This is a genomic window from Rathayibacter sp. VKM Ac-2857, assembly GCF_013205025.1.
Classification (GTDB): domain Bacteria; phylum Actinomycetota; class Actinomycetes; order Actinomycetales; family Microbacteriaceae; genus Rathayibacter.
Window position 1 is genome coordinate 650,604 of the sequence record NZ_JABMLE010000002.1, and the last position, 18,952, is coordinate 669,555.

Consider the following 18,952-nt stretch of genomic DNA (forward strand, 5'->3'; position numbering starts at 1 on the left):
ACCTCTCTGCGGGACGGCGCTAGCGCTCGAGCGCGATCTCGACGATGCCCGGACCCTCGCCGGGCGAGGTGAGGGCCTGCTCCAGCTCGCCGCGGGTGGCGACGAGGCGGTGCGACCAGCCGTAGGCCGTCGCCAGCGCGGCGATGTCGACGGTCTGCGGCGTGAACTGCACGCGGTCGAAGGCGTCGGGTGCCGAGCTGGTGGCGACCTCGAGGCCGTCGAAGATGGTGCCGCCGCCGTCGTTCACCACGACGAGCTGCACCCGCGGCCGGCGCTCGCCCGGGGCGAGCAGCAGGCCGCCCGCTTCGTGCAAGAGGGTGAGGTCGCCGAGGACGACGCGGGTCGCTCCGCCCGAGCCGGCCTCGCCGGACTGCGAGGCGACGGCGATGCCGAGCGCGGTCGAGACCGTGCCGTCGATGCCGGCGAGACCGCGGTTGGAGTGCACGGTGACCCGCTTGCCGGGCAGCGAGCCGTCCGCGACGCGGATCAGTCGCGAGGCGCCGAAGAGCAGGCGGTCGTGCGGCCAGGTGACGCGCCAGACCGCGGCGACGACGAACTCGCGGGTGAGCGGTGCGCGGATCGCGGTGAGGGCGTTGCGGGCGTAGCCGCGGCGGTCCTCGATCGACATCGAGCCGCCGTCGGGCGCCTCGGGGATCGCGTCCGGATCGGCGTCGGCCAGCAGCGCGCGGCTCGCGGAGACCCAGGAGCCGGCCCAGGCCCGCTCCGCCCGCTCGGGACGCGCTGAGCCGTCCGGCCGGACGACCGCGAGCGCGCGGGCGCTGCGGGCCCGGCGGCCGGGGTTGTAGAACTCGCGGCGACCGCGGTCGACGACGATCACTTCGACGTCCTCGCGGCGCAGCAGCTCCGGGACCTCCCGGGACAGCGTCGGGTGGCCGAGGACGATCGCCCGGCGCACGCGACCGCCGAACTCCGGCTCGGCGAGGAGGCGGCGCCAGGCGACGACCAGCTGGGGCCCGAAGCGGGCACCGGAGGAGACCTCGGCGAGCAGCGGCCAGTCGCCGGCGCGGGCGAGCGCCTCGGCCTCGGCTCCGGCCTTGTCGCCGGCGATGACGACGGTGAGGGGCTCGAGCGGCCCGGCCGCGATCGTCTCGGGAGTGACGGCGACGTCCGATCCGGGCGCGTCGGACCCGGAGGCAGGCACGTCGAACGCCGGGAGGCGCGAGGAGAGCGGGTCGCGGAAGGCGAGGTTGAGGTGGACCGGTCCGCCGGGGCGCAGCGCCGCGGAGTACGCGCGGTCGGCGAGGGCAGAGGCCGACTCCGTCGTCGACTGCGCATCGGGAGCGGCGACGTCCTCGAAGAGCCGCGCGGCGCGGCCGAACAGCTCGACCTGGTCGGTGGTCTGGTTCGAGCGGATGCCGCGCAGCTCATCCGGACGGTCGGCGGTGAGCACGATCATCGGCACGTCGGAGGCGTCGGCCTCGAGCACGGCGGGGTGCAGGTTGGCCGTCGCGGTGCCGGAGGTGGTGATCAGGAGCGCGGGCACCCCGGTCTCCAGGGCGAGCCCGAGGGCGAGGAAGCCGGCCGAGCGCTCATCGATCCGGACGTGCAGGCGGATGCGGCCGCGGGTCTCGAGCTCGGCCGCGACGAGGGCCAGCGCCTGCGAGCGGGAGCCGGGAGAGACGACGACGTCGCGGACTCCGAGCGCGACGAAGCGGGAGAGGAGGTCGACCGCGAGACGGGTGGAGGGGGCGACCGGAGTCGCGTCAGGCATCCCGACGGCCGGTGCCGTCCGACTCGCCGGAGTCGTCGAGATCGGCGAGGTCGCGCTCGAGCTGGGCGATGCGCTCGGCCTGCTCGCGCTCCTTCTCGGGATCGCGCTCGCGGCGGAGGGTGCCGAGGAAGTCGGGGTCGTCGTCCGGGGCCATGAAACGGCGGCCCTCGGAGCGCTGCTTGCGAGGGCGGCCGATCCAGAACCAGAGGCCCGCGCCGATGATCGGCAGCAGGAGGACCACGAGGACCCACGACCACTTGGGGATCGCGCGCACCGCGTGGCGATTGCTCAGGGCGACGTCGATCACGGTGTAGACCGTGAAGACGACGAGGGCCACGAGCAGGCCGATGAACAGGCGGATCATGGTGTCCAGTGTACGTCCGGCGTCCTCGAAGGATCCCGGCGCACGGATGCTGGACAGGGAGCTCCCGGGGTGCTCACGGACGCGCGTGCGGGGGGCGACGTACACTTGCCCGGTGAAACTGAGCCGCGCGGTCGTCGTCTACTCGCTCCTGCGTCTGGCCATGTTCGCCGGCGTCTTCGTGCTGGTGTACCTGCCGGCGCGCTCCTTCGTCGACTCCGAGCTGACGGCGGCGGTGACGGCCGGCTTCGTCGCCGCGATCGCGAGCATGTCGCTCTCCTACATCGTGCTGCGCAAGCCCCGCGAGCGCATCGCCGAGGCGATCTACGAGCGCCGCAAGGACGTCCCGCGGACCCCGACCGACGACGACATCGAGGACGCCGCGGTCGACGCGGCCCGCGACGGCCGCCCGGGCGCCTGACCCCGCCGCTCGCGGAGCCCGCGCGGCGGACGCATTCCCGCTGATCGAGCGGCACGCACCTTGCTGATCGAGCAGCGCGAGCAGCGCGCGTATCGAGATCCACCACCGTCAGCACGGTGGTCTGCAGACTCAGCGTCTCCGTGACGGCGGGTCTCGATACGCCCCTCCGGGGCTACTCGACCAGCAGAGAAGAGGCGTCCCTCGCGCAGCGGGCGCACCCCACATGCTGATCGAGTAGCGCGCGCAGCGCGCGTATCGAGATCCACCACCGTCAGCACGGTGGTCTGCAGACTCGGCGTCTCGGTGACGGCGGGTCTCGATACGCCCCTCCGGGGCTACTCGACCAGCATGAGGCGCGCGGGACGCGCACCACACCAGCAGGGGTGCGCGGGGCGCGCACCACGGGGTCAGAAGGCGAGGGCCGCGCCGAGGATGGCGGCGTAGGCGAGGCCGCTGAGGCTGGTCAGCTGCAGGGCGAGGATGAGCTCCTTGGCCGTGCGCGCGGTCAGCGTGATCAGGATGGCCGGCAGGACGGCCAGCAGGACGAAGAGCGTCAGCCAGGCCAGCGGGTAGAACAGCGCCAGCACGACGGCGATGCCGAACGGCACCAGCACGAAGGCGCTGTACATCGCGCGCGCTATGGTCGGGCCGACGACGACCGCCAGCGTCCGCTTGCCGGAGAGGCGGTCCGTCGGGATGTCGCGGATGTTGTTGACCATCAGCACCGCGCAGGCGAACAGGCCCGCGGCGACGGCGCCGAGCCAGGACTCCTGGTTCGCGCGGCCGATCTGCACGAACGTCGTGCCGACGGTGGCGACGAGCCCGAAGAAGACGAAGACGAAGAGCTCGCCGAGGCCCAGGTACCCGTAGGGACGCCGGCCACCGGTGTAGAACCACGCGGCGGCGATCGCGGCGGCGCCGATGATCAGGAACCACCAGAAGCCGGACAGGACCGTGAGCACGAGGCCCGCGACTCCCGCGATGCCGAAGAAGACCAGCGCGACCGTGAGGACGGCGCGGGGCTTCGCGGCACCGGATCCGGTGAGGCGGGAGGGGCCGACGCGGTTCGCGTCCGTGCCGCGGATGCCGTCGGAGTAGTCGTTGGCGTAGTTGACGCCGATCTGCAGCGCGAGCGAGACGACGAGGCAGAGCAGGGCGCGCACCCAGTGCCAGCCCTCGTCCGTGACCTGCGTCGCTCCGGTGCCGATCAGGACGGGCGCGATGGCGAGCGGAAGCGTCCGCAGCCGGGCGCCGGCGATCCACTCGCGCGGGCCCGCGGGCTCGACGACGACGCGGCGCGGGTCGCCGCCGGGGCGACCGCTCCGGGGCTTCGCCGACGGCTTCTTCTTGCGACTCGAACTCGACACGGAGGGAATCCTACCGAGTGGGGCACGCCGGTCCCGGGCCGTCGGCCGCCGGGCGCTGCGTCGTTCTCCGCCGCCGCCCGGACCCGCCGTCAGACCGCTCCGGCCGCCGCGAGGGTCTCGAGCGCCCGGCGGTCGGGCTTACCCGAGGCGAGCAGCGGGATCTCCGCGACGGCGAGGACCGCCGCCGGACCGGCCGCACGGCCGAGCCGCTCGACGACGGCGGACCGCAGCAGCGCCAGGTCGACGTCCGCGGCCCCCGTCGCGACGACCGGCACCTCGCCCCACTGCGCATCCGGCCTGCGCACGACGACCGCGTCGGGCACGAGCCCGTCGCGCAGCACCCGCTCGACCGCGTCCAGCGAGACCTTCTCCCCGCCCGAGACGATCACCCGGTCGAGGCGGCCGGTGACGCTCAGGCGGCCGTCCTCGACGACGCCGGCGTCGCCGGTGCGGTACCAGCGCTCGCCGTCGAGCGAGACGAAGGCGGCGGCGCTGCGCTCCGCGTCCAGGCCGCCGTCCGCGTCGAGGTAGCCCTCGGCGAGGGTCGGGCCGCCGAGGAGGACCTGCCCGTCGATGACGCGCATCCGCACGTCGCGCAGCGGGACGCCGTCGTAGACGCAGCCGCCGGCGGTCTCGCTCGAGCCGTAGGTGAGCCGGATGCGCACTCCGAGCGCGGCCGCCCGGTCGCGCAGCGTCTGCGGGGTCGACTGGCCGCCGATCAGCAGGGCGTCGAAGGAGGCGAGGACCGCGGCCCCCGCGGGGTCGCTCTCCGCGAGGTCGAGCAGTCGCGCGAGCTGCACGGGCACGAGGGACGAGTAGCGCCGCTCCCCCGCCGGCATCGTCCGCGCGAGGGCGAGGAAGGCGGCGGCGTCGAAGCCGCCGGCCGGGAGCACGACGGGGTCGGCGTCGGCGGTCAGCGAGCGGACCAGCACCTGCACTCCCGCCACGTAGTGCGTCGGCAGGCAGAGCAGCCAGCGGCCGGGGCCGCCGAGCTCGGTGAGAGTGGCGGAGGCGCTGGTCAGCAGCGCCGAGGTGGCGAGCGCGACGCGCTTCGGCGGGCCGGAGGAGCCGGACGTCTCCACCACGACGGCGACGCGCTGCGGGACGACCGCGTCCGGGTCACGGGTCTCGGCCCCCGGGGCTGCGATCCGGACCGCGGGGCCGCTGCCGTCGAGCGCCGCGCGCAGGGCGATGAGCACCTTCTCCGGAGCGGGATCGACGGAGGCGAGCGGGCGGGTCATCGCTCGACCCCCGGAACCGCCATCTTCAGAACTGCCACGGGAAGGGCGACCAGTCGGGCGCGCGCTTCTCGAGGAAGGAGTCGCGCCCCTCGACGGCCTCGTCCGTGCCGTAGGCGAGCCGGGTGGTCTCGCCGGCGAAGAGCTGCTGGCCGACGAGGCCGTCGTCGACCGCGTTGAAGGCGTACTTGAGCATCCGGATCGCGGTGGGCGACTTGGTCAGGATCGTCTCGGCCCACTCGAGGGCGGTCGCCTCGAGCTCGGCGTGCGGGACGACCTCGTTCACGGCGCCCATCTCGTAGGCGCGCTGGGCGGAGTACTCGCGGGCGAGGAAGAACACCTCGCGGGCGTTCTTCTGGCCGATCTGGCGGGCGAAGTAGGCGGAGCCGTAGCCGGCGTCGAACGAGCCGACGTCGGCGTCGGTCTGCTTGAAGCGGCCGTGCTCGGCGGAGGCGATCGTCAGGTCGCAGACCACGTGCAGCGAGTGCCCGCCGCCGGCCGCCCAGCCGGGGACGGCGGCGATGACGACCTTGGGCATGAAGCGGATCAGCCGCTGCACCTCGAGGATGTGCAGGCGGCCGTTGCGGGCCGAGTCGATGCCCTCCGCGGTCTCGCCGTCGGAGTAGCGGTAGCCGTCGCGGCCGCGGATGCGCTGGTCGCCGCCCGAGCAGAACGCCCAGCCGCCGTCGCGCGGGCTCGGCCCGTTGCCGGTGAGGATGACGACGCCGATGCGCGGGTTCGTCCGCGCGTCCTCGAGCGCCCGGAACAGCTCGTCGACGGTGCGCGGGCGGAAGGCGTTGCGCACCTCCGGGCGGTCGAACGCGACCCGGGCGATGCGGCCCGAGCGGTCGTGGTGGTAGGTGATGTCCTCGAGACCGTCGAACCCGTCGACCGGCGCCCAGCGGCGCGCGTCGAACAGCTCGGAAACCTGCGTGCTCATGGCCTCGACCCTACTGTCGAGGGCTGGGGGCGGGATCGAGCCGGGTGCGCGAGGCCGCCGCTGCATGCCGGTCGAGGAGCCCGCAGGGCGTATCGAGACCGCTGTCACCGGCACTGCGGACGACGGGGATCTCCGAGGAGAGATCACCTCGTCCGTACCGGGAAAGCCATGCTGATCGAGTAGCCCGCGCAGCGGGCGTATCGAGATCCACCGGCTTCAGAAGGACGAGTCTGCAGTCCCGCCCTGCTGATGACGGCGGGTCTCGATACGCCCCTGCGGGGCTACTCGACCAGCATGTCGCGGCGCAGCCGTGTCCTCTCCCTCATCAGGGAGACGCGAGGCGGCTTCACCGTTCGAGACGCCCGCTGCGCGGGCTGCTCGATCAGGTCCGCTAAGCGAACGGACCCGCATCGGGCCTCGTGCTCCGAGCAGGGCCCCGTCCGGGGCCACTCGGCAGCACGGATCTCGACGAAGGGACCCGAACCGGGCTGCGTCCCTCCACCGGACCCCGTTCCGCGTCCACTCGCTCGCCTCTGCAGGGAAGCCCTGTTCGCGCCGCAGGCGCTGGGAGGACAGGCGGCGCGGCGCAGCCGAGTCGACCACAGGCGATGCCAGCGCAGGCGGCTCGTGGCATGCGAAGAGGGACCCCGCCGTGGCGGAGTCCCTCTTCGGATGGTGCGGTGGTGCTACTTCGCGGTGGAGGTGCGGCGGTTCTCGGCCGACACCATCCAGGCGTACTGCTCCAAGCTCTGGATGATCGCGTGGAGGAGGTCGGCGCTCGTCGGGTCCTCGTCGTCCACCTGGTCGTGCACCTCGCGCATGGTGGCGGCGGTGTTCTCGAGGCGGATGGTGATGAGGTCGACGGTCTCGGCCGTGTCGATCTCGCCGTGCGGGTACTCCGGCAGCGTGGTGGTCGCCGCGACGGTGTCGCTGCGGCCGTCCGGGATGCCGTGCAGGGCGCGCATGCGCTCGGCGACGTCGTCGCTGAACTCGCGCGCGGCCTCGATGATCTCGTCGAGCTGGAGGTGGAGGTCGCGGAAGTTCTTGCCGACGACGTTCCAGTGGGCCTGCTTGCCCTGGACGTGCAGCTCGATCAGGTCAACGAGCACGATCTGGAGGCTGTCGAGCAGCTCCTTGGAGGCCTTGAAGCCCTTCTCGGCGTTCTGGCGGCGGCTGGTCTTCGCTCCGGAGCCCGCGGGGGCTTCGACGTGGCGTTCGAGGGTGGTGGTCATGGACCGTTCCTTTCTCTGACAGTGCCGGGATGCGGAAAACCCGACTTGAATCATGGCTTCTTCGGCTGGACGTCACCCGGACGCACACGGTGCGCGCCCTGGACGACGCCGGGACAGGGGGCTAGATCGTGGCGACCGAGCCGGAGTCGACGCGGTAGTTCGAGCCGTTCACGAACGAGGCGCGCTCGGAGCAGAGGAACGCGATGACCGCGGCGACCTCCTCGGGCCGGCCCCGTCGCTTGAGCTCCAGGTAGGGCCGCTCCTCGTCGAGGAAGGACGAGATGGCCTCCTCCTTCGAGGTGCCGTTCTCGTCGGCGCGCTTGTCCATCATCGCGTCGGTCATCGGCGTGTGGATGAAGGCCGGCGAGACGGCGTTCACGAGCAGCCCCTCGAGGGCGTAGGAGCGGGAGAGGCCCTTGGCGAGCGCCAGCACGCCGGCCTTCGCCGCGCAGTAGGGCAGCTCGTCGTCGTAGGGCTGCACCGCGTCCTCGGAGGCGGTGAGCACGAGGCGGCCCCAGCCTCCGGAGCGCAGGTCGGGGAGGAACTCGCGGACCAGCCGGACGGGACCGAGCAGGTCCGTCTCGATCGTGCTGGTCCAGCCCTCGTCGTCGATCTCGTGGAAGAGGCCCTGAGCACCGGTGACGCCCGCGCACTGCACGAGGATGTCGATCTCGCCGACGGCCGCGGCCGTCCGCTCGTGCAGAGCGGCGAGCTCGGAGACGCTCGTGACGTCGGCGGCGAAGGCGTGCAGCGTGCCGTCCGAGGCGCCGAGGCGGGCGGCCGCCTCGTCGAGCTTCCCCTGGTCCTTGTCGCTCAGGACGACGGTGACGCCCTCCGCGAGCAGGAGCTGGGCGGTGTGCCAGCCGATGCCGGAGTCGCCGCCGGTGACGAGGGCGGTGCGCCCGGAGATGCCGAGGTCCATCGGTGTCGTTCCTTTCCTGCCGTCTCGGCCGCGCAGGGCGTGCCGAGCTGATGACTCCGGTCTACGCGCCTGCGCCGGAGCCCCTCAACCCGCTTGCGCGAACGCGTTCACGGGTCTACCGCGCGTCGAGGTGGCGATCGCGAAGATCCCGCCCGAGAGCGGAGCGTCGCGCAGCTGCTGCTCCTCGAGGTTCTCCCGCGCGGTGCCGACGAAGAGCGTCGAGCCGTCGGGCCCGCCGAAGGCGACGCCCGTGACGTTCGGCGCCGGGATCGCGATCTCGTCGAGCAGCTCGCCGTCGGCGCTCCAGTGCAGCACCGCGCCCTCGCCGTTGGCCCCGGTCCAGAAGCCGCCGTCGACGTCGAGCGCGAGCCCGTCGAAGCCGCGGCCGACCAGGAACGGCTCGGGCTCGCCGAGCTCGTCGCCCGGCCCGTACGCCGCGCGGTAGACCGTCGAGGCGCTGGTGTCGGTGAAGTAGAACGTGCGGCCGCCGTCGGACCACTCGAAGCCGTTCGCGACACCGAAGCCGCCGAGCAGCGTCTCGAGGGAGCCGTCCGCGCCGACCCGGTAGAGCGCGCCGTCGGGCTCGCCCGTCGTGAGGTTCATCGAGCCCGCGACGAAGCGGCCGAACGGGTCGCACTTGCCCTCGTTCATCCGCAGGCCCGCGTGCACGTGCTCGATCGGAGCGAGCTCGCGCACGATCGCGAAGGCCTCGTCGAGCAGGACCACGCGCTCGCCCAGCGCGGCGACGAAGCCGCCGCCGGTCACCGGCTGGAAGGAGCCGAGCGGCGCCTCCACGGCGACCACTCGGTCCTCCGTGCCGTCGACCGCTCCGTCCCAGGCGCTCACGTGCACGGTGCCGGTCGAGATGTCGGCCCAGTGCAGGCGGTCGCGATGCCAGAACGGGCTCTCGACGAGGATCGCGCCGGTGTCGCGGAAGACCCGCGCCTCGAGGCCCATCAGCGCTCTCCGATCTTCTCGGGCGCCAGCTCCTCGATCGTGATCGCGGCGTTGATCAGCGCGAGATGGCTGAGCCCCTGCGGCAGGTTGCCCCAGAAGGCGAGGTCGTCGACGGCCACCATCTCGGACATGATGCCGACGTCGTTCGGAACGGTCTCGACCAGCTCGTCCATCAGCGCGATCGCCTCGTCGTGCCGGCCGACGCAAGCCAGCGCGCCGGCGAGCCAGAACGAGCAGGCGACGAACGGGTGCTCCTCTGCCTCCATGCCGGAGTAGCGGAACAGCAGGGCGCCGCGGCCGAGCTCCTTGACCAGCGCGTCGATCGTCGAGACCATCCGCTCGCCGCGCTCGTAGCCGCTCGGCGCGTGCAGCAGGACGGAGGCGTCCAGCTCCTCGCTGCCCGGGTACATCACGTAGGAGCCGAGCTCCTCGGACCAGCAGTTCTCCTCGATCCAGTCGCGGATGCGGTCGCGCTCGAAGCGCCAGCGGTCGGGGCTGCCCGCGACCTGGCCCAGCTCGGCCAGGTGCACGGCGGCGTCGAGCGCCTGCCAGCAGCCCATCTTCGACGAGGTGTAGTGCTGCTCCTCCTCGAGCTCCCACATGCCGGCGTCGCGGTTGCGCCAGAGGTCGCAGGTGGTGTCGGCGACGCGGGCGAGCAGCCGTCCGGTCTCGATGTCGAGGACGTTGCCCTCGTCGACGTAGATGCGGCAGATGTCGAAGAGGTCGCCGAAGACGCCGAGCTGGAGCTGGCTCTGCGCGCCGTTGCCGGCGAGGACCGGACCGATGCCCGCGTAGCCGGGGACGTCGTACTCGGTCTGCTCAGTCGGCAGCGAGCCGTCGAGGCCGTAGAAGATGTGCAGGTCGGGGCCGTGCTCCTTGATCGTGCGCAGGAGCCAGGAGAGCGCGGCGTGCGTCTCCTCCCGCAGGCCGAAGCGGACCAGCGCGTGCGCGGTGTACGCGGCGTCGCGCACCCAGGCGAAGCGGTAGTCCCAGTTCTTGCCGCCGTTGGGCGACTCGGGGAGGGAGGTGGTGGCGGCGGCCGCGATCGCTCCGGTGGGCGAGTAGATCAGCAGCTTCAGCGCGAGCGCGCTGCGCTGCACCGCTCCGGCCCAGGGACCGTCGTAGGAGAACTCGTCGGACCAGGACTGCCAGCTGGCGAGTGTGCGGTCGATCCCGCGGTCGACGTTCACCGCGACCGGGAAGTGCAGGGGCTCGTCGTGCGTCGCCGAGACGACCAGGACGTGCCGCTCGCCGCCCGCGGTCGCGACGAAGCCGCCGGCGAGCTCGTCGCCCGCGCCGGAGGGCGCCGACTCGTCGACCGGCCCGTGGTCCTTCCCGGTGACGCCGATGGTGATGTCGCCGGCGCGGATCAGCGAGCGGCCGTCCGCGTTCTGGATCCACGGCGAGAAGGTGCCGAGGCCGGTCCCGGGGCGGACCACCCAGCGCATCCGGACCTCGCCCTCGGTGCACTCGACCCGGCGGGCCAGTTCGGCCCACGGGAGCCGTCCGGCGATCCCGGTGACCAGAGCGTCGGTCACCGTCACGGTGCCGGACTCGGTGGTGAAGGTGGTCTCGAGCACGTTCGTGTCGTCCACGTAGCGGCGGGTCGTCTCCGCGGGCTCCTCCGGGGAGAGCTCGATGCAGCCGCCGGTCTTGGCGTCGACGAGCGCCGCGAACGCGGGGATCGAGCCGAGGTCGGGGACGGGCAGCCAGTCGACGCTGCCGTCGCTCGCGATCAGGGCGACCGTCCTCCCGTCGCCGATCGCCGCGTAGTCGCGCAGGGGTCTGGTCGCTCGGGGTTGGGCCATGCCCTCACGCTAGGCGGCGCGCGGGCGATCGGCTCGGGCTTGCGGGGTCACCGCGATCCCGGTACCGACGGGCGTCAGGTCGCCGCGACTCCCCCGTACGCCTGCATCCGCTCGGTGAACTCGGCGCGGTCGCCCTCCTCGAGGACGCCGTTCGCGTAGCCGGCGAGGAACGCGCCGCTGTCCGGCGGGGTGAGTCCGACGTCGTCGAGCATCTGCTCGACTTCGCCGGTGCTGTCGGCGCCGAGATCGACGAGCCCGATCTCGATCGCGGGCACGTCCTCGACCGTGGAGTAGGCGGTGACGATCCACAGTGCCGCCCCCGCCTCCTCGTCGCTCAGGCCGCCCTCGTACTCGTAGCCGACCTCCGACCACTCCGCCGGGCTGTCGGCCACGTCCACGGCGTCGAAGCCCAGCGGCGCGACCGCGGCGGTGAAGACGTCGACGACCGCCTGCTTGGCGGCGTCGGAGCCGAGGTCGGCGTCGGCGTAGCTCGTGGCGGAGATGTAGTCGTAGAGGAGGGACGGGCCGCCGTAGCCGTTCTCGGAGCGCTCGTAGTACTCGTCGTCGGCCGAGGTCCAGCCGTCGAGGACGGTCGACTCGATCGCGGCGACGGCCGCCTCGGACTGCGACCGCGCGGCCTCGGCCGACGGCTGCGCGAGCACGAAGGCGGCGTCGCCGTCCTGGTAGCCGGGGTAGTCGTAGAGCGGGTCGGTGGGGTCGCCGCTGTCGGGGCCCTCGGTCGCCTCGCCGAACGGCTCGTCGGTGAAGCCGGGCGCCGCGGTGGGCAGGGCGTCGGCGGTCGCGTCGATCGCGGTGCCCAGGCCGAGCGCGAGCAGTGTGCCGAGCACGCCGGTGTAGACGACGCCGACGACGATGCTGGTGCCGAGCGCGATCCAGCCGCCGGTGCCGAGCGGCCGGGGCGCCCCGGGGACGCCGGGCGGGGCGGCCGGGGGCATCGGGGGCGGGCTCACGGGTACCTGGCTCATCGCGTCCCTCCGGGGTCGAGCGTCGTCGACGCCAGTCTCGCACGGGGGGAGCCGTCGGCCGTCGGCGCCGATCCCCCTGGGCAGACGGCGCTCGGTGTGCCACGCTGCCCCCGCGTACCGCAGGCGGACGCCGCGTCGGCCGGGTCCTCGGCGCCTCCGGAGGGGACGGAGTGCCCGCGGTCCTCGGCGACGCGGGCCGAGCGCCGCCCGTCCCGGCGCACTGCCGCGGCGGAGGATGATGGCGGGATGGACGATGTCGTGCCTCCCGCTCCCCTGCCCGCTGCCCTCGTGCCCGATGCACCGCTGCCCTCCCTCGAGGAGGTCGACGCCGGACTGCGCGTGGTCGCGCTGCCGCTCCGCACGCGCTTCCGCGGGGTGGAGCACCGCGAGATCGCCCTGGTCCGCGGGCCGGAGGGCTGGACCGAGTTCTCGCCGTTCCTCGAGTACGGTCCGGCGGAGTCGGCCGCCTGGCTGCGCGCCGCCCTCGACTACGGCTGGAGCGAGCAGCCCGCACCGCTGCGCGACCGCATCCCGGTGAACGCGACCGTGCCGGCCGTCGATCCCGGTGAGGTCGCCGCGATCCTCGCGAGCTACCACGGCTGCCGCACAGCGAAGGTGAAGGTGGCGGAGCGCGGGCAGACCCTGGCGGACGACGTGGCGCGGGTCGCCGAGGTCCGCCGGGTGCTCGGGCCGGAGGGGCGCATCCGCGTGGACGCGAACGGCGGCTGGAACGTCGACGAGGCGGAGCACGCGGTGCACGCCCTCGCCTCCGCCGACCTCGAGTACGTCGAGCAGCCGTGCGCGAGCGTCGACGAGCTCGCGGATCTGCGCCGCCGGGTGAAGTGGATGGGCATTCCGGTCGCGGCCGACGAGAGCGTGCGCAAGGCCGCGGATCCACTCGCCGTCGCCCGCGCCGGTGCCGCCGACCTGCTTGTGGTGAAGGCCCAGCCGCTCGGCGGGGTGCGGAGGGCGCTGGATCTCGTCGCCGAGGCGGGACTGCCCGCCGTGGTCTCGAGCGCCCTCGACAGCTCGGTGGGGCTGGCGATGGGAGCGGCGCTCGCCGCGGCGCTGCCCGAGCTGCCCTACGACTGCGGACTCGGCACCGCCTCGCTGCTGGCCGCGGACGTCACCGATCGGCCGCTGCGGCCCGTCGACGGGGCGATCCCGGTCGAGCGGGTCGAGGTGTCGGAGGCGCTGCTGCTGCGCCACGCGGTCTCGCCCGAGCGGCTGGACTGGTGGCGCGACCGCCTCCGCGAGACGTGGGCGCTGCTCTGAGGCGCGCGGGCTGAGGCGCTCCGGCTGAAGTGCTCCGGCCCGCCGCGCCTCCGATCAGGCGGGCGGCGCCAGCACCGAGATGACGGCGGAGTCGTCCGCCGCCGCCAGCCCCTGCGCCGCACCGAGCAGGAAGAGCTGCTCGGCCGCCGCGGCGACCGGAGTGGCGAGACCCGCCCCGCGTGCCGCCGTGGTGACGATGCCGAGGTCCTTGACGAAGATGTCGAGGCGGCTCAGCACCTCGGCGCCGCCCTCCTCGCCCGCCTGCAGCATCCGCGGCCCGCGGTTGCCGAGCATGAACGAGCCGGCCGCCCCGGCCGAGAGCGTCTCGAGCGTGGCCGCCGGATCGAGACCGAGCTTCTCGGCCAGCGCGAGCGCCTCCGCCGCGGCCGCGATGTGCACACCGCAGAGCAGCTGGTTGACGGTCTTGAAGGCCTGGCCGTCGCCGGGGCGGTCGCCGATGACGCTGAGGGTGGAGGCGAGCAGGTCGAGCACGGGGCGGGCCTGCTCGCGGGCGGCGGGGGTCGCGCCGACGACGATCAGCAGGTCGCCCTCCCCCGCGCGCACCGGCCCGCCGCTGAGCGGGGCGTCGACCAGGTCGACCCCGTGCTCGGCGAGCGCCGCCGCGACGTCGGTCACCTCGGTGATGCCGACCGTGCTCGTCATGATCACGACGGAGCCGGGGCGCAGCGCGCTCGCGATCCCCTCGGAGTCGGCGCCGCCGAAGAGGACCTCGCGCAGCTGAGCGCCGTTGCGCACGGCGAGCAGCGTGGCGTCGGCGCCGGTCACCGCCTCGCGGGCCGAGCCGAAGGGGGTGATGCCGGCCTCGCGGGCCAGCGCGAGGCGCGGCTCGGCGATGTCGAAGCCGTGCACGGTCAGCGAGCCGGCCAGGCGGGTCGCCATCGGCAGGCCCATGGCGCCGAGCCCGAGGACGGCGACGGTGTAGTCCGAGGCGGGGGTGGTGTCGGGCGTGGTCACGGGGTCCTCCAGGGGATCGGGGGGATGCGGATGCGCGGTCAGAGCGCGGGAGCGCGGAGCGTCGCGGCGACCTGCGCCAGCGACTCGTCGTCGCCGACGTTGCCGGCGAAGACGATGTAGGGGATGCCCGCGGCGGGGCCCTCGACCGGCTCCCAGAGCGAGACCAGGCCGGGCAGCATCGGGCCGCGCACGACGGCGCGCCGGATGCCGAGGCCCTTCGAGGCGACGTCGCTCGAGGTGATGCCGCCCTTCGCGATGACGAAGCGCGGTCGGACGCGGGCGAGGACGCTCTGCACGACGGCGACGACGGCGGCCGAGATGCGCCGGGAGATGTCGAGGCTCTCCTGCGGGTCGTCGGTGCGGCGGAGCGAGCGGCTGGTGTGCACGGCGACGTCGCCCTCCGCGAGCGCCGCGACCGCCTCGCCGACGAGCTCGGCGAGATGCGCCGGGGCGCGCTCGGGGTCGACGGCTCGGTCGACGTCGATCTCGAGCGTCGCGCGGAGCGAGCCGGTCGCCGAGAGCCGCTCGAGCTGCCGCGAGGTGAGACCGACGTGCGAGCCGACGACGACCAGGCCGCCGCGGGTCCGATCGGCCGCGTCGGATCCGCTCGGGAAGACCTCGTCCGCGGTGAGCGGCGGGTGCACCGCCTGGCCGATCCGCGCCCGGACGAACGGCGGGCCGACCCGGTAGAGCACCCGGAGCCCGGCCTCCTCCGCCTGCGCGAGGCCCAGGGCCAGCAGCCGCAGATCGTCCTCAGTGACGGCGTCGACGACCACCGGCACGCCGCCGCGGAGCGGAGCGAGCACGGCCGCGATCGCCTCGGCACCCGCGCGGATCGTATCGAGGCCGAGCGCGACGACCCGGTCGGCCGGCCAGCGCCCCTCCGTCTTCTCCGCCACCCACTCCCGCAGGTCGGAGTGCGCGTAGCCGAAGGTCGAGTCGCGGGCGAACTCGGTCTCGGCGACGGGCTGGAGCCCGTCCGTGCCGCGCATGTAGTGGACGCCGCCGATCGTCACCCGGCCCGCGTCGGGGAAGGCCGGGACCAGGACGACGGCGTCCACCGCGCCGTCGAGGGCGTCCGTGATGGTGTCGGTCTCGAGCGGGAAGTGCCCGCGGAGCGTCGAGTCGCCGCGGCTGACGAAGGCGACCGGCAGGTCGAGGGAGCGGGCGGCGGCGAGCGCGCTCGCGACGATCGCGCGGTTGCGCTCGGCGGCGTCCTCGGGCGCGAGGCTCCGGGTGTTGCTGAGGACGTAGACGGCGGGCGCTCCGGTGACGAGCGCCCAGCGGAGGTCCTCCTCCGCCCAGCTGGTCAGCACCGGCAGATCGGCGACCGACTGCGTGCCAGTGGGATCGTCGTCCAGCACGACGAGCACCGGCGTGCGCTCCGTCCGCGTGGCGGCGACGGCGGCGGCCTCGACCGGCACCTGCGCGGGGTACTGCTGCAGCAGCGTCGTCTCCGAGATCACCGGTACTCCTTCGTCCTGAGGTATCAGATATCTTACAAGCAGTCCGCTTCGCGGCGGAAGAGCGCGCGCTCGCCGAGCAGCGCCCCCTCCTGATTGCGGAGCCGGCGCAGCGGCGCCCCGTTTCATGCTGATCGAGTAGCCCGCGCAGCGGGCGTATCGAGATCCACCACCGTCTGCACGCCGGTCTGCAGACCACGCTGCTGGCGGAGGGCGGGTCTCGATACGCCCCTCCGGGGCTACTCGACCAGCATGATCGCCGCGCAGTGGGCGTGCCGGCGCGAGTAGCCTCCGGTCATGACGAGCCCCCTCCCCGCCCGGCGGCACCTGCTCGAGGATCTGATCGAGCACGCCGAGCTCGACGACGTCGACATCGCGACGATGTTCGGCTCCCCCGCGATCCGGCACCGCGGGCGGATCGTCTGCTTCCTCGGCGCCGACGACCGGATGATCGTGAAGCTGATGCGGCCGGACGCCCTCGAGCTGATCGAGCACGGCGACGCCGACCCGGTCGTGATGGGCAGGCGGACCCTGCGGGAGTGGGTGAGCGTGCCGCGCGAGTCTCCGGATACCGCCGCACTGGAGCGCTGGCGGCCGCACGTCGTGACCGCGCTCGGCTACGCGCGGGCCGCGCTCGCGGAGTCGGCGTCCGGGCCGTCGGAAGCGGGGCCGTCGGACGTGTGGCCGAAGAGCACGTAGCGGCGCAGGTCCTCGGCCGTCTGCGCGATGTGGTCGGCCATCGCCGCGCGGGAGGCGTCCGCGTCGCCGGCGCGGATCGCCCCGAGCACCGCGCGGTGCTTGACCAGGGCGTTCCGCTGGATCTGCACGAGCGCGGAGGTCTGCTCGCGCTTCGCCCGCATCACCTTGGCGAGCGGCGCGAAGACGGCGGCGACGAAGACGTTGCCGGTCGCGGCGAGGATCACGTCGTGGAAGGCGATGTCGGCGGCGACGAAGCCGGCCAGGTCGCCGCTCTCGTGCGCGGCGGTCATCCGCTCGAGCTCCTCCTCCAACCGGGCGAGGTCGGCGTCGGAGCGCCGGACCGCGGCCAGTGCCGAGGCGCCGGTCTCGATCATCTCGCGCACCTCGATCAGGTGCAGCGACGCCGCGGCGGAGTCGATACCGGACGCGGTCGCCCGGAGGATCGGCTCGAGGTCGCTCCAGCGGGCGACCGGATTGACCGTGCCGCGCTTGCCCCGGCGCGCGTCGATGACGTTGAGGCCCTGGAGGCGGCCGAGCGCCTCGCGCATCGTCGCGCGGCTGACGTCGTGCGCGAGCGCCAGCTCGCCCTCGCTCGGCAGCTCGGAGCCGATCGGGATGCGCCCGGCGACGATCTCGTCGAGCAGCGCGTCCGCGACGGTGGCGACGAGGGAGGGACGCGGCACAGGCCCCTCCTCGTCTCGGGCGCCGGCCGGGCGGCGGGCGCTGCTTCAGGCTACCCGCGGTCGGGGCGGCGCCGCCGGAGGGCCAGAATGGATCTGCTCCGGCCGCCGATGCCCGCCGCACCCCTCCCCCTTCGAGCATCGGAGTCCCGTGACCGCACCCACCGTCCCCGTCTTCCTCGACTGCGACACCGGCATCGACGACTCCCTCGCGCTCGCCTACCTGCTGCGCTCGCCGCTCGCCGACCTCGTCGGCATCAGCACCGTCAGCGGCAACACCGACGCCCGCCAGGCCGCCGTGAACAGCCTCGGCCTGCTCGCCCTCGCCGGCCGGACCGACGTCCCCGTCGCGATCGGCGCGCACGACTTCCTCGAGGAGCCCTACTCCGGCGGGTCCCCGCACGTGCACGGCGAGAACGGCATCGGCGGCGTGCTGCTGCCCGTCGGCGCCGAGCCGGTCGACGAGGACCCGGCGGACCTGCTGCTCCGCCTCGCCCGCGAGCACGGGGGCGAGCTGCGGCTGGTCGCGATCGGCCCGCTGACGAACCTTGCGCTCGCACTGCGCAAGCACCCGGAGCTGCCGTCGCTGCTGCACTCGGTCACCGTGATGGGCGGCGCCGGGCTCGCGCCGGGCAACGTGACCGCGGTGGCGGAGGCGAACATCTGGCACGACCCGGCCGCCGCGGCCGAGGTGGTCGCCGCGGACTGGGATCTCACGCTCGTCCCCCTGGACGTGACGATGAAGCACCTCCTGAACGAGGAGCAGCGCGACGTCCTGATCCGCTCCGCCGACCCGCTGGCGTCCGCGATCGGGCACGCGCTCGACTACTACTTCGACTTCTACGTCGGTCACTTCGGCGACCGGACCGCCGCGCTGCACGACCCGATGGCCGCCGCGATCGCCGTCGGCGCCCTCGAGCTCGCCTCGGCCCCGCGCGTCCCCGTCGAGGTCGACACGTCCTTCGGCCCCGGCCGCGGCCAGACCCTCCCGGACCTCCGCGGCCTCTACCGCGACGTCCACCCCGAGGGCGCCCGCACCCGCTTCGTCCTCGCGCTGGCGGAGCCGTTCGCGCCGCACCTGATCGACGTGATCACGGGCGCCTGACCGGATCCGCTGCGCTGCTCACCCGCTGCCGAGCAGTCCGCTCCCCGCGGCGCATCGAGGTCCACCGCTTCTCGCAGGCCGCTGAGGGGCTGCTCGACCGGCAAGGGTGCGGATGCGCGTGCTCGCCCCAGCGAGTGGACCCGGAACGGGGCCCGGCGCATCCGCAGGCCCCGATCCGAGTCCACTCGCGGGAGCGGCCGCCGTCGACTGGACGCGAGCGGGGCCCTGCGCGCTGCGCAGACCCCGTTCCCGGTCGGGTCGATGGGCGAAGGAGCGACCCGACGACCACCCACTGATCCACGTGGGTCTCGTCAGGCCCCTGCGGAGCTGCTCGACCAGCAAAGGGGTAGGACAGCCTCGTAGACCGCGGACACCCGTGCTGATCGAGGAGCCCGCGCAGCGCGCGTATCGAGATCCACCCGTGTCAGAAGACGGGCCGGCCGACCACCGTGCTGACAACGGCGGGTCTCGATACGCCCCTGCGGGGCTACTCGACCAGCATGCAGGGGCGGGGCATCCGCCTGCTCCGATCCTCCGGAAGTCCGCCGAACCCGCTCGTCGCGCAGCGACGGCCGTGTTCCCGAAGGCTCGTCGCGCAGCGACGGCTGTGCGCCTGGAGGCTCGTCGCGCAGCGACGGCTGTGTTCCCGAAGGCTCGTCGCGCAGCGACGGCTGTGCGCCTGGAGGCTCGTCGCGCAGCGACGGCTGTGCTCCCGAGGCTCGTCGCGCAGCGACGGCTGTGCTCCCGAGGCTCGTCGCGCAGCGACGGCTGTGCTCCCGAGGCTCGTCGCG

17 protein-coding genes are annotated in these 18,952 nt (G+C 73.7%); 4 read left to right on the top strand and 13 right to left on the bottom strand.

Translation table 11 applies throughout. From position 1 onward, the window contains the following. Positions 1 to 19: 19 nt before the first annotated feature. Positions 20 to 1,732 (bottom strand): 2-succinyl-5-enolpyruvyl-6-hydroxy-3-cyclohexene-1-carboxylic-acid synthase, encoded by a 1,713-nt coding sequence (gene menD, locus HQQ86_RS10360; RefSeq protein ID WP_173288011.1) that lies wholly within the window; start codon positions 1,730 to 1,732, stop codon positions 20 to 22. Next, positions 1,725 to 2,096: a PLD nuclease N-terminal domain-containing protein gene (locus HQQ86_RS10365; RefSeq protein ID WP_173288012.1), complete on the bottom strand. Its 372-nt coding sequence runs from the start codon at positions 2,094 to 2,096 to the stop codon at positions 1,725 to 1,727. Before HQQ86_RS10365 ends, menD begins: the two co-directional genes overlap by 8 nt. Before the next feature lie 112 nt (positions 2,097 to 2,208). Between HQQ86_RS10365 and HQQ86_RS10370 the strand changes: the two genes are divergently transcribed. Further along, positions 2,209 to 2,514 carry a DUF4229 domain-containing protein gene (locus HQQ86_RS10370; RefSeq protein ID WP_159422135.1) on the top strand — a complete coding sequence of 102 codons (306 nt, stop codon included), beginning with the start codon at positions 2,209 to 2,211 and terminating at the stop codon, positions 2,512 to 2,514. Positions 2,515 to 2,921: 407 nt separating this feature from the next. On the opposite strand, the gene HQQ86_RS10375 is transcribed toward HQQ86_RS10370, so the two are convergent. The 8 genes from HQQ86_RS10375 to HQQ86_RS10410 all read right to left on the bottom strand — a co-directional run bounded on the left by HQQ86_RS10375 (position 2,922) and on the right by HQQ86_RS10410 (position 11,949). Then, positions 2,922 to 3,881, bottom strand: a complete 960-nt coding sequence (locus tag HQQ86_RS10375) for a 1,4-dihydroxy-2-naphthoate polyprenyltransferase (RefSeq protein ID WP_160090664.1) — start codon at positions 3,879 to 3,881, stop codon at positions 2,922 to 2,924. An 89-nt stretch (positions 3,882 to 3,970) separates the two neighbouring features. Beyond that, complete coding sequence (locus tag HQQ86_RS10380; RefSeq protein ID WP_173288013.1) at positions 3,971 to 5,122, bottom strand: AMP-binding protein; 1,152 nt, start codon at positions 5,120 to 5,122, stop codon at positions 3,971 to 3,973. Between the two features lie 25 nt (positions 5,123 to 5,147). Further along, positions 5,148 to 6,059 (bottom strand): 1,4-dihydroxy-2-naphthoyl-CoA synthase, encoded by a 912-nt coding sequence (locus tag HQQ86_RS10385; RefSeq protein ID WP_160090667.1) that lies wholly within the window; start codon positions 6,057 to 6,059, stop codon positions 5,148 to 5,150. A gap of 686 nt (positions 6,060 to 6,745) precedes the next feature. Continuing rightward, positions 6,746 to 7,291, bottom strand: a complete 546-nt coding sequence (locus HQQ86_RS10390) for a Dps family protein (RefSeq protein WP_173288014.1) — start codon at positions 7,289 to 7,291, stop codon at positions 6,746 to 6,748. Positions 7,292 to 7,412: 121 nt separating this feature from the next. Further along, complete coding sequence (locus tag HQQ86_RS10395) at positions 7,413 to 8,213, bottom strand: SDR family NAD(P)-dependent oxidoreductase (protein WP_173288015.1); 801 nt, start codon at positions 8,211 to 8,213, stop codon at positions 7,413 to 7,415. A gap of 84 nt (positions 8,214 to 8,297) precedes the next feature. Then, positions 8,298 to 9,170: an SMP-30/gluconolactonase/LRE family protein gene (locus HQQ86_RS10400; protein ID WP_173288016.1), complete on the bottom strand. Its 873-nt coding sequence runs from the start codon at positions 9,168 to 9,170 to the stop codon at positions 8,298 to 8,300. Further along, positions 9,170 to 10,978: a glycoside hydrolase family 15 protein gene (locus tag HQQ86_RS10405; protein WP_173288017.1), complete on the bottom strand. Its 1,809-nt coding sequence runs from the start codon at positions 10,976 to 10,978 to the stop codon at positions 9,170 to 9,172. The genes HQQ86_RS10400 and HQQ86_RS10405 overlap by 1 nt, the downstream gene beginning before the upstream one ends. 74 nt (positions 10,979 to 11,052) lie before the next feature. Then, a complete protein-coding gene (locus HQQ86_RS10410; RefSeq protein ID WP_173288018.1) occupies positions 11,053 to 11,949 on the bottom strand; it encodes a hypothetical protein in 897 nt (298 codons plus the stop codon). A gap of 261 nt (positions 11,950 to 12,210) precedes the next feature. On the opposite strand from HQQ86_RS10410, the gene HQQ86_RS10415 reads away from it, so the two are divergent. Next, positions 12,211 to 13,239: an o-succinylbenzoate synthase gene (locus HQQ86_RS10415; RefSeq protein ID WP_173288019.1), complete on the top strand. Its 1,029-nt coding sequence runs from the start codon at positions 12,211 to 12,213 to the stop codon at positions 13,237 to 13,239. Between the two features lie 54 nt (positions 13,240 to 13,293). On the opposite strand, the gene HQQ86_RS10420 is transcribed toward HQQ86_RS10415, so the two are convergent. Beyond that, positions 13,294 to 14,214 (bottom strand): NAD(P)-dependent oxidoreductase, encoded by a 921-nt coding sequence (locus tag HQQ86_RS10420; protein WP_367948614.1) that lies wholly within the window; start codon positions 14,212 to 14,214, stop codon positions 13,294 to 13,296. A gap of 38 nt (positions 14,215 to 14,252) precedes the next feature. Beyond that, a complete protein-coding gene (locus tag HQQ86_RS10425; protein WP_367948615.1) occupies positions 14,253 to 15,680 on the bottom strand; it encodes a four-carbon acid sugar kinase family protein in 1,428 nt (475 codons plus the stop codon). Positions 15,681 to 15,974: 294 nt separating this feature from the next. Between HQQ86_RS10425 and HQQ86_RS10430 the strand changes: the two genes are divergently transcribed. Further along, positions 15,975 to 16,376 (top strand): hypothetical protein, encoded by a 402-nt coding sequence (locus tag HQQ86_RS10430; protein ID WP_173288021.1) that lies wholly within the window; start codon positions 15,975 to 15,977, stop codon positions 16,374 to 16,376. Here the strand turns inward: HQQ86_RS10430 and HQQ86_RS22030 are convergent. Continuing rightward, positions 16,295 to 17,059: a FadR/GntR family transcriptional regulator gene (locus tag HQQ86_RS22030; RefSeq protein WP_173288022.1), complete on the bottom strand. Its 765-nt coding sequence runs from the start codon at positions 17,057 to 17,059 to the stop codon at positions 16,295 to 16,297. The genes HQQ86_RS10430 and HQQ86_RS22030 overlap by 82 nt on opposite strands. Before the next feature lie 148 nt (positions 17,060 to 17,207). Here HQQ86_RS22030 and HQQ86_RS10440 point away from each other — a divergent pair, with 148 nt between their 5' ends. Beyond that, positions 17,208 to 18,161, top strand: a complete 954-nt coding sequence (locus HQQ86_RS10440; RefSeq protein ID WP_173288023.1) for a nucleoside hydrolase — start codon at positions 17,208 to 17,210, stop codon at positions 18,159 to 18,161. The last annotated feature ends 791 nt before the right edge of the window (positions 18,162 to 18,952 follow it).

Bases quoted from the DNA above. Each gene is read 5' to 3' on its own strand.
- HQQ86_RS10390 (WP_173288014.1), bottom strand. From the start codon at position 7,291: ATGACCACCACCCTCGAACGCCACGTCGAAGCCCCCGCGGGCTCCGGA.
- HQQ86_RS10380 (WP_173288013.1), bottom strand. From the start codon at position 5,122: ATGACCCGCCCGCTCGCCTCCGTCGATCCCGCTCCGGAGAAGGTGCTC.
- HQQ86_RS10405 (WP_173288017.1), bottom strand. From the start codon at position 10,978: ATGGCCCAACCCCGAGCGACCAGACCCCTGCGCGACTACGCGGCGATC.
- HQQ86_RS10430 (WP_173288021.1), top strand. From the start codon at position 15,975: ATGACGAGCCCCCTCCCCGCCCGGCGGCACCTGCTCGAGGATCTGATC.
- HQQ86_RS10365 (WP_173288012.1), bottom strand. From the start codon at position 2,096: ATGATCCGCCTGTTCATCGGCCTGCTCGTGGCCCTCGTCGTCTTCACG.
- HQQ86_RS10395 (WP_173288015.1), bottom strand. From the start codon at position 8,213: ATGGACCTCGGCATCTCCGGGCGCACCGCCCTCGTCACCGGCGGCGAC.
- HQQ86_RS10400 (WP_173288016.1), bottom strand. From the start codon at position 9,170: ATGGGCCTCGAGGCGCGGGTCTTCCGCGACACCGGCGCGATCCTCGTC.
- HQQ86_RS10385 (WP_160090667.1), bottom strand. From the start codon at position 6,059: ATGAGCACGCAGGTTTCCGAGCTGTTCGACGCGCGCCGCTGGGCGCCG.
- menD (WP_173288011.1), bottom strand. From the start codon at position 1,732: ATGCCTGACGCGACTCCGGTCGCCCCCTCCACCCGTCTCGCGGTCGAC.
- HQQ86_RS10415 (WP_173288019.1), top strand. From the start codon at position 12,211: ATGGACGATGTCGTGCCTCCCGCTCCCCTGCCCGCTGCCCTCGTGCCC.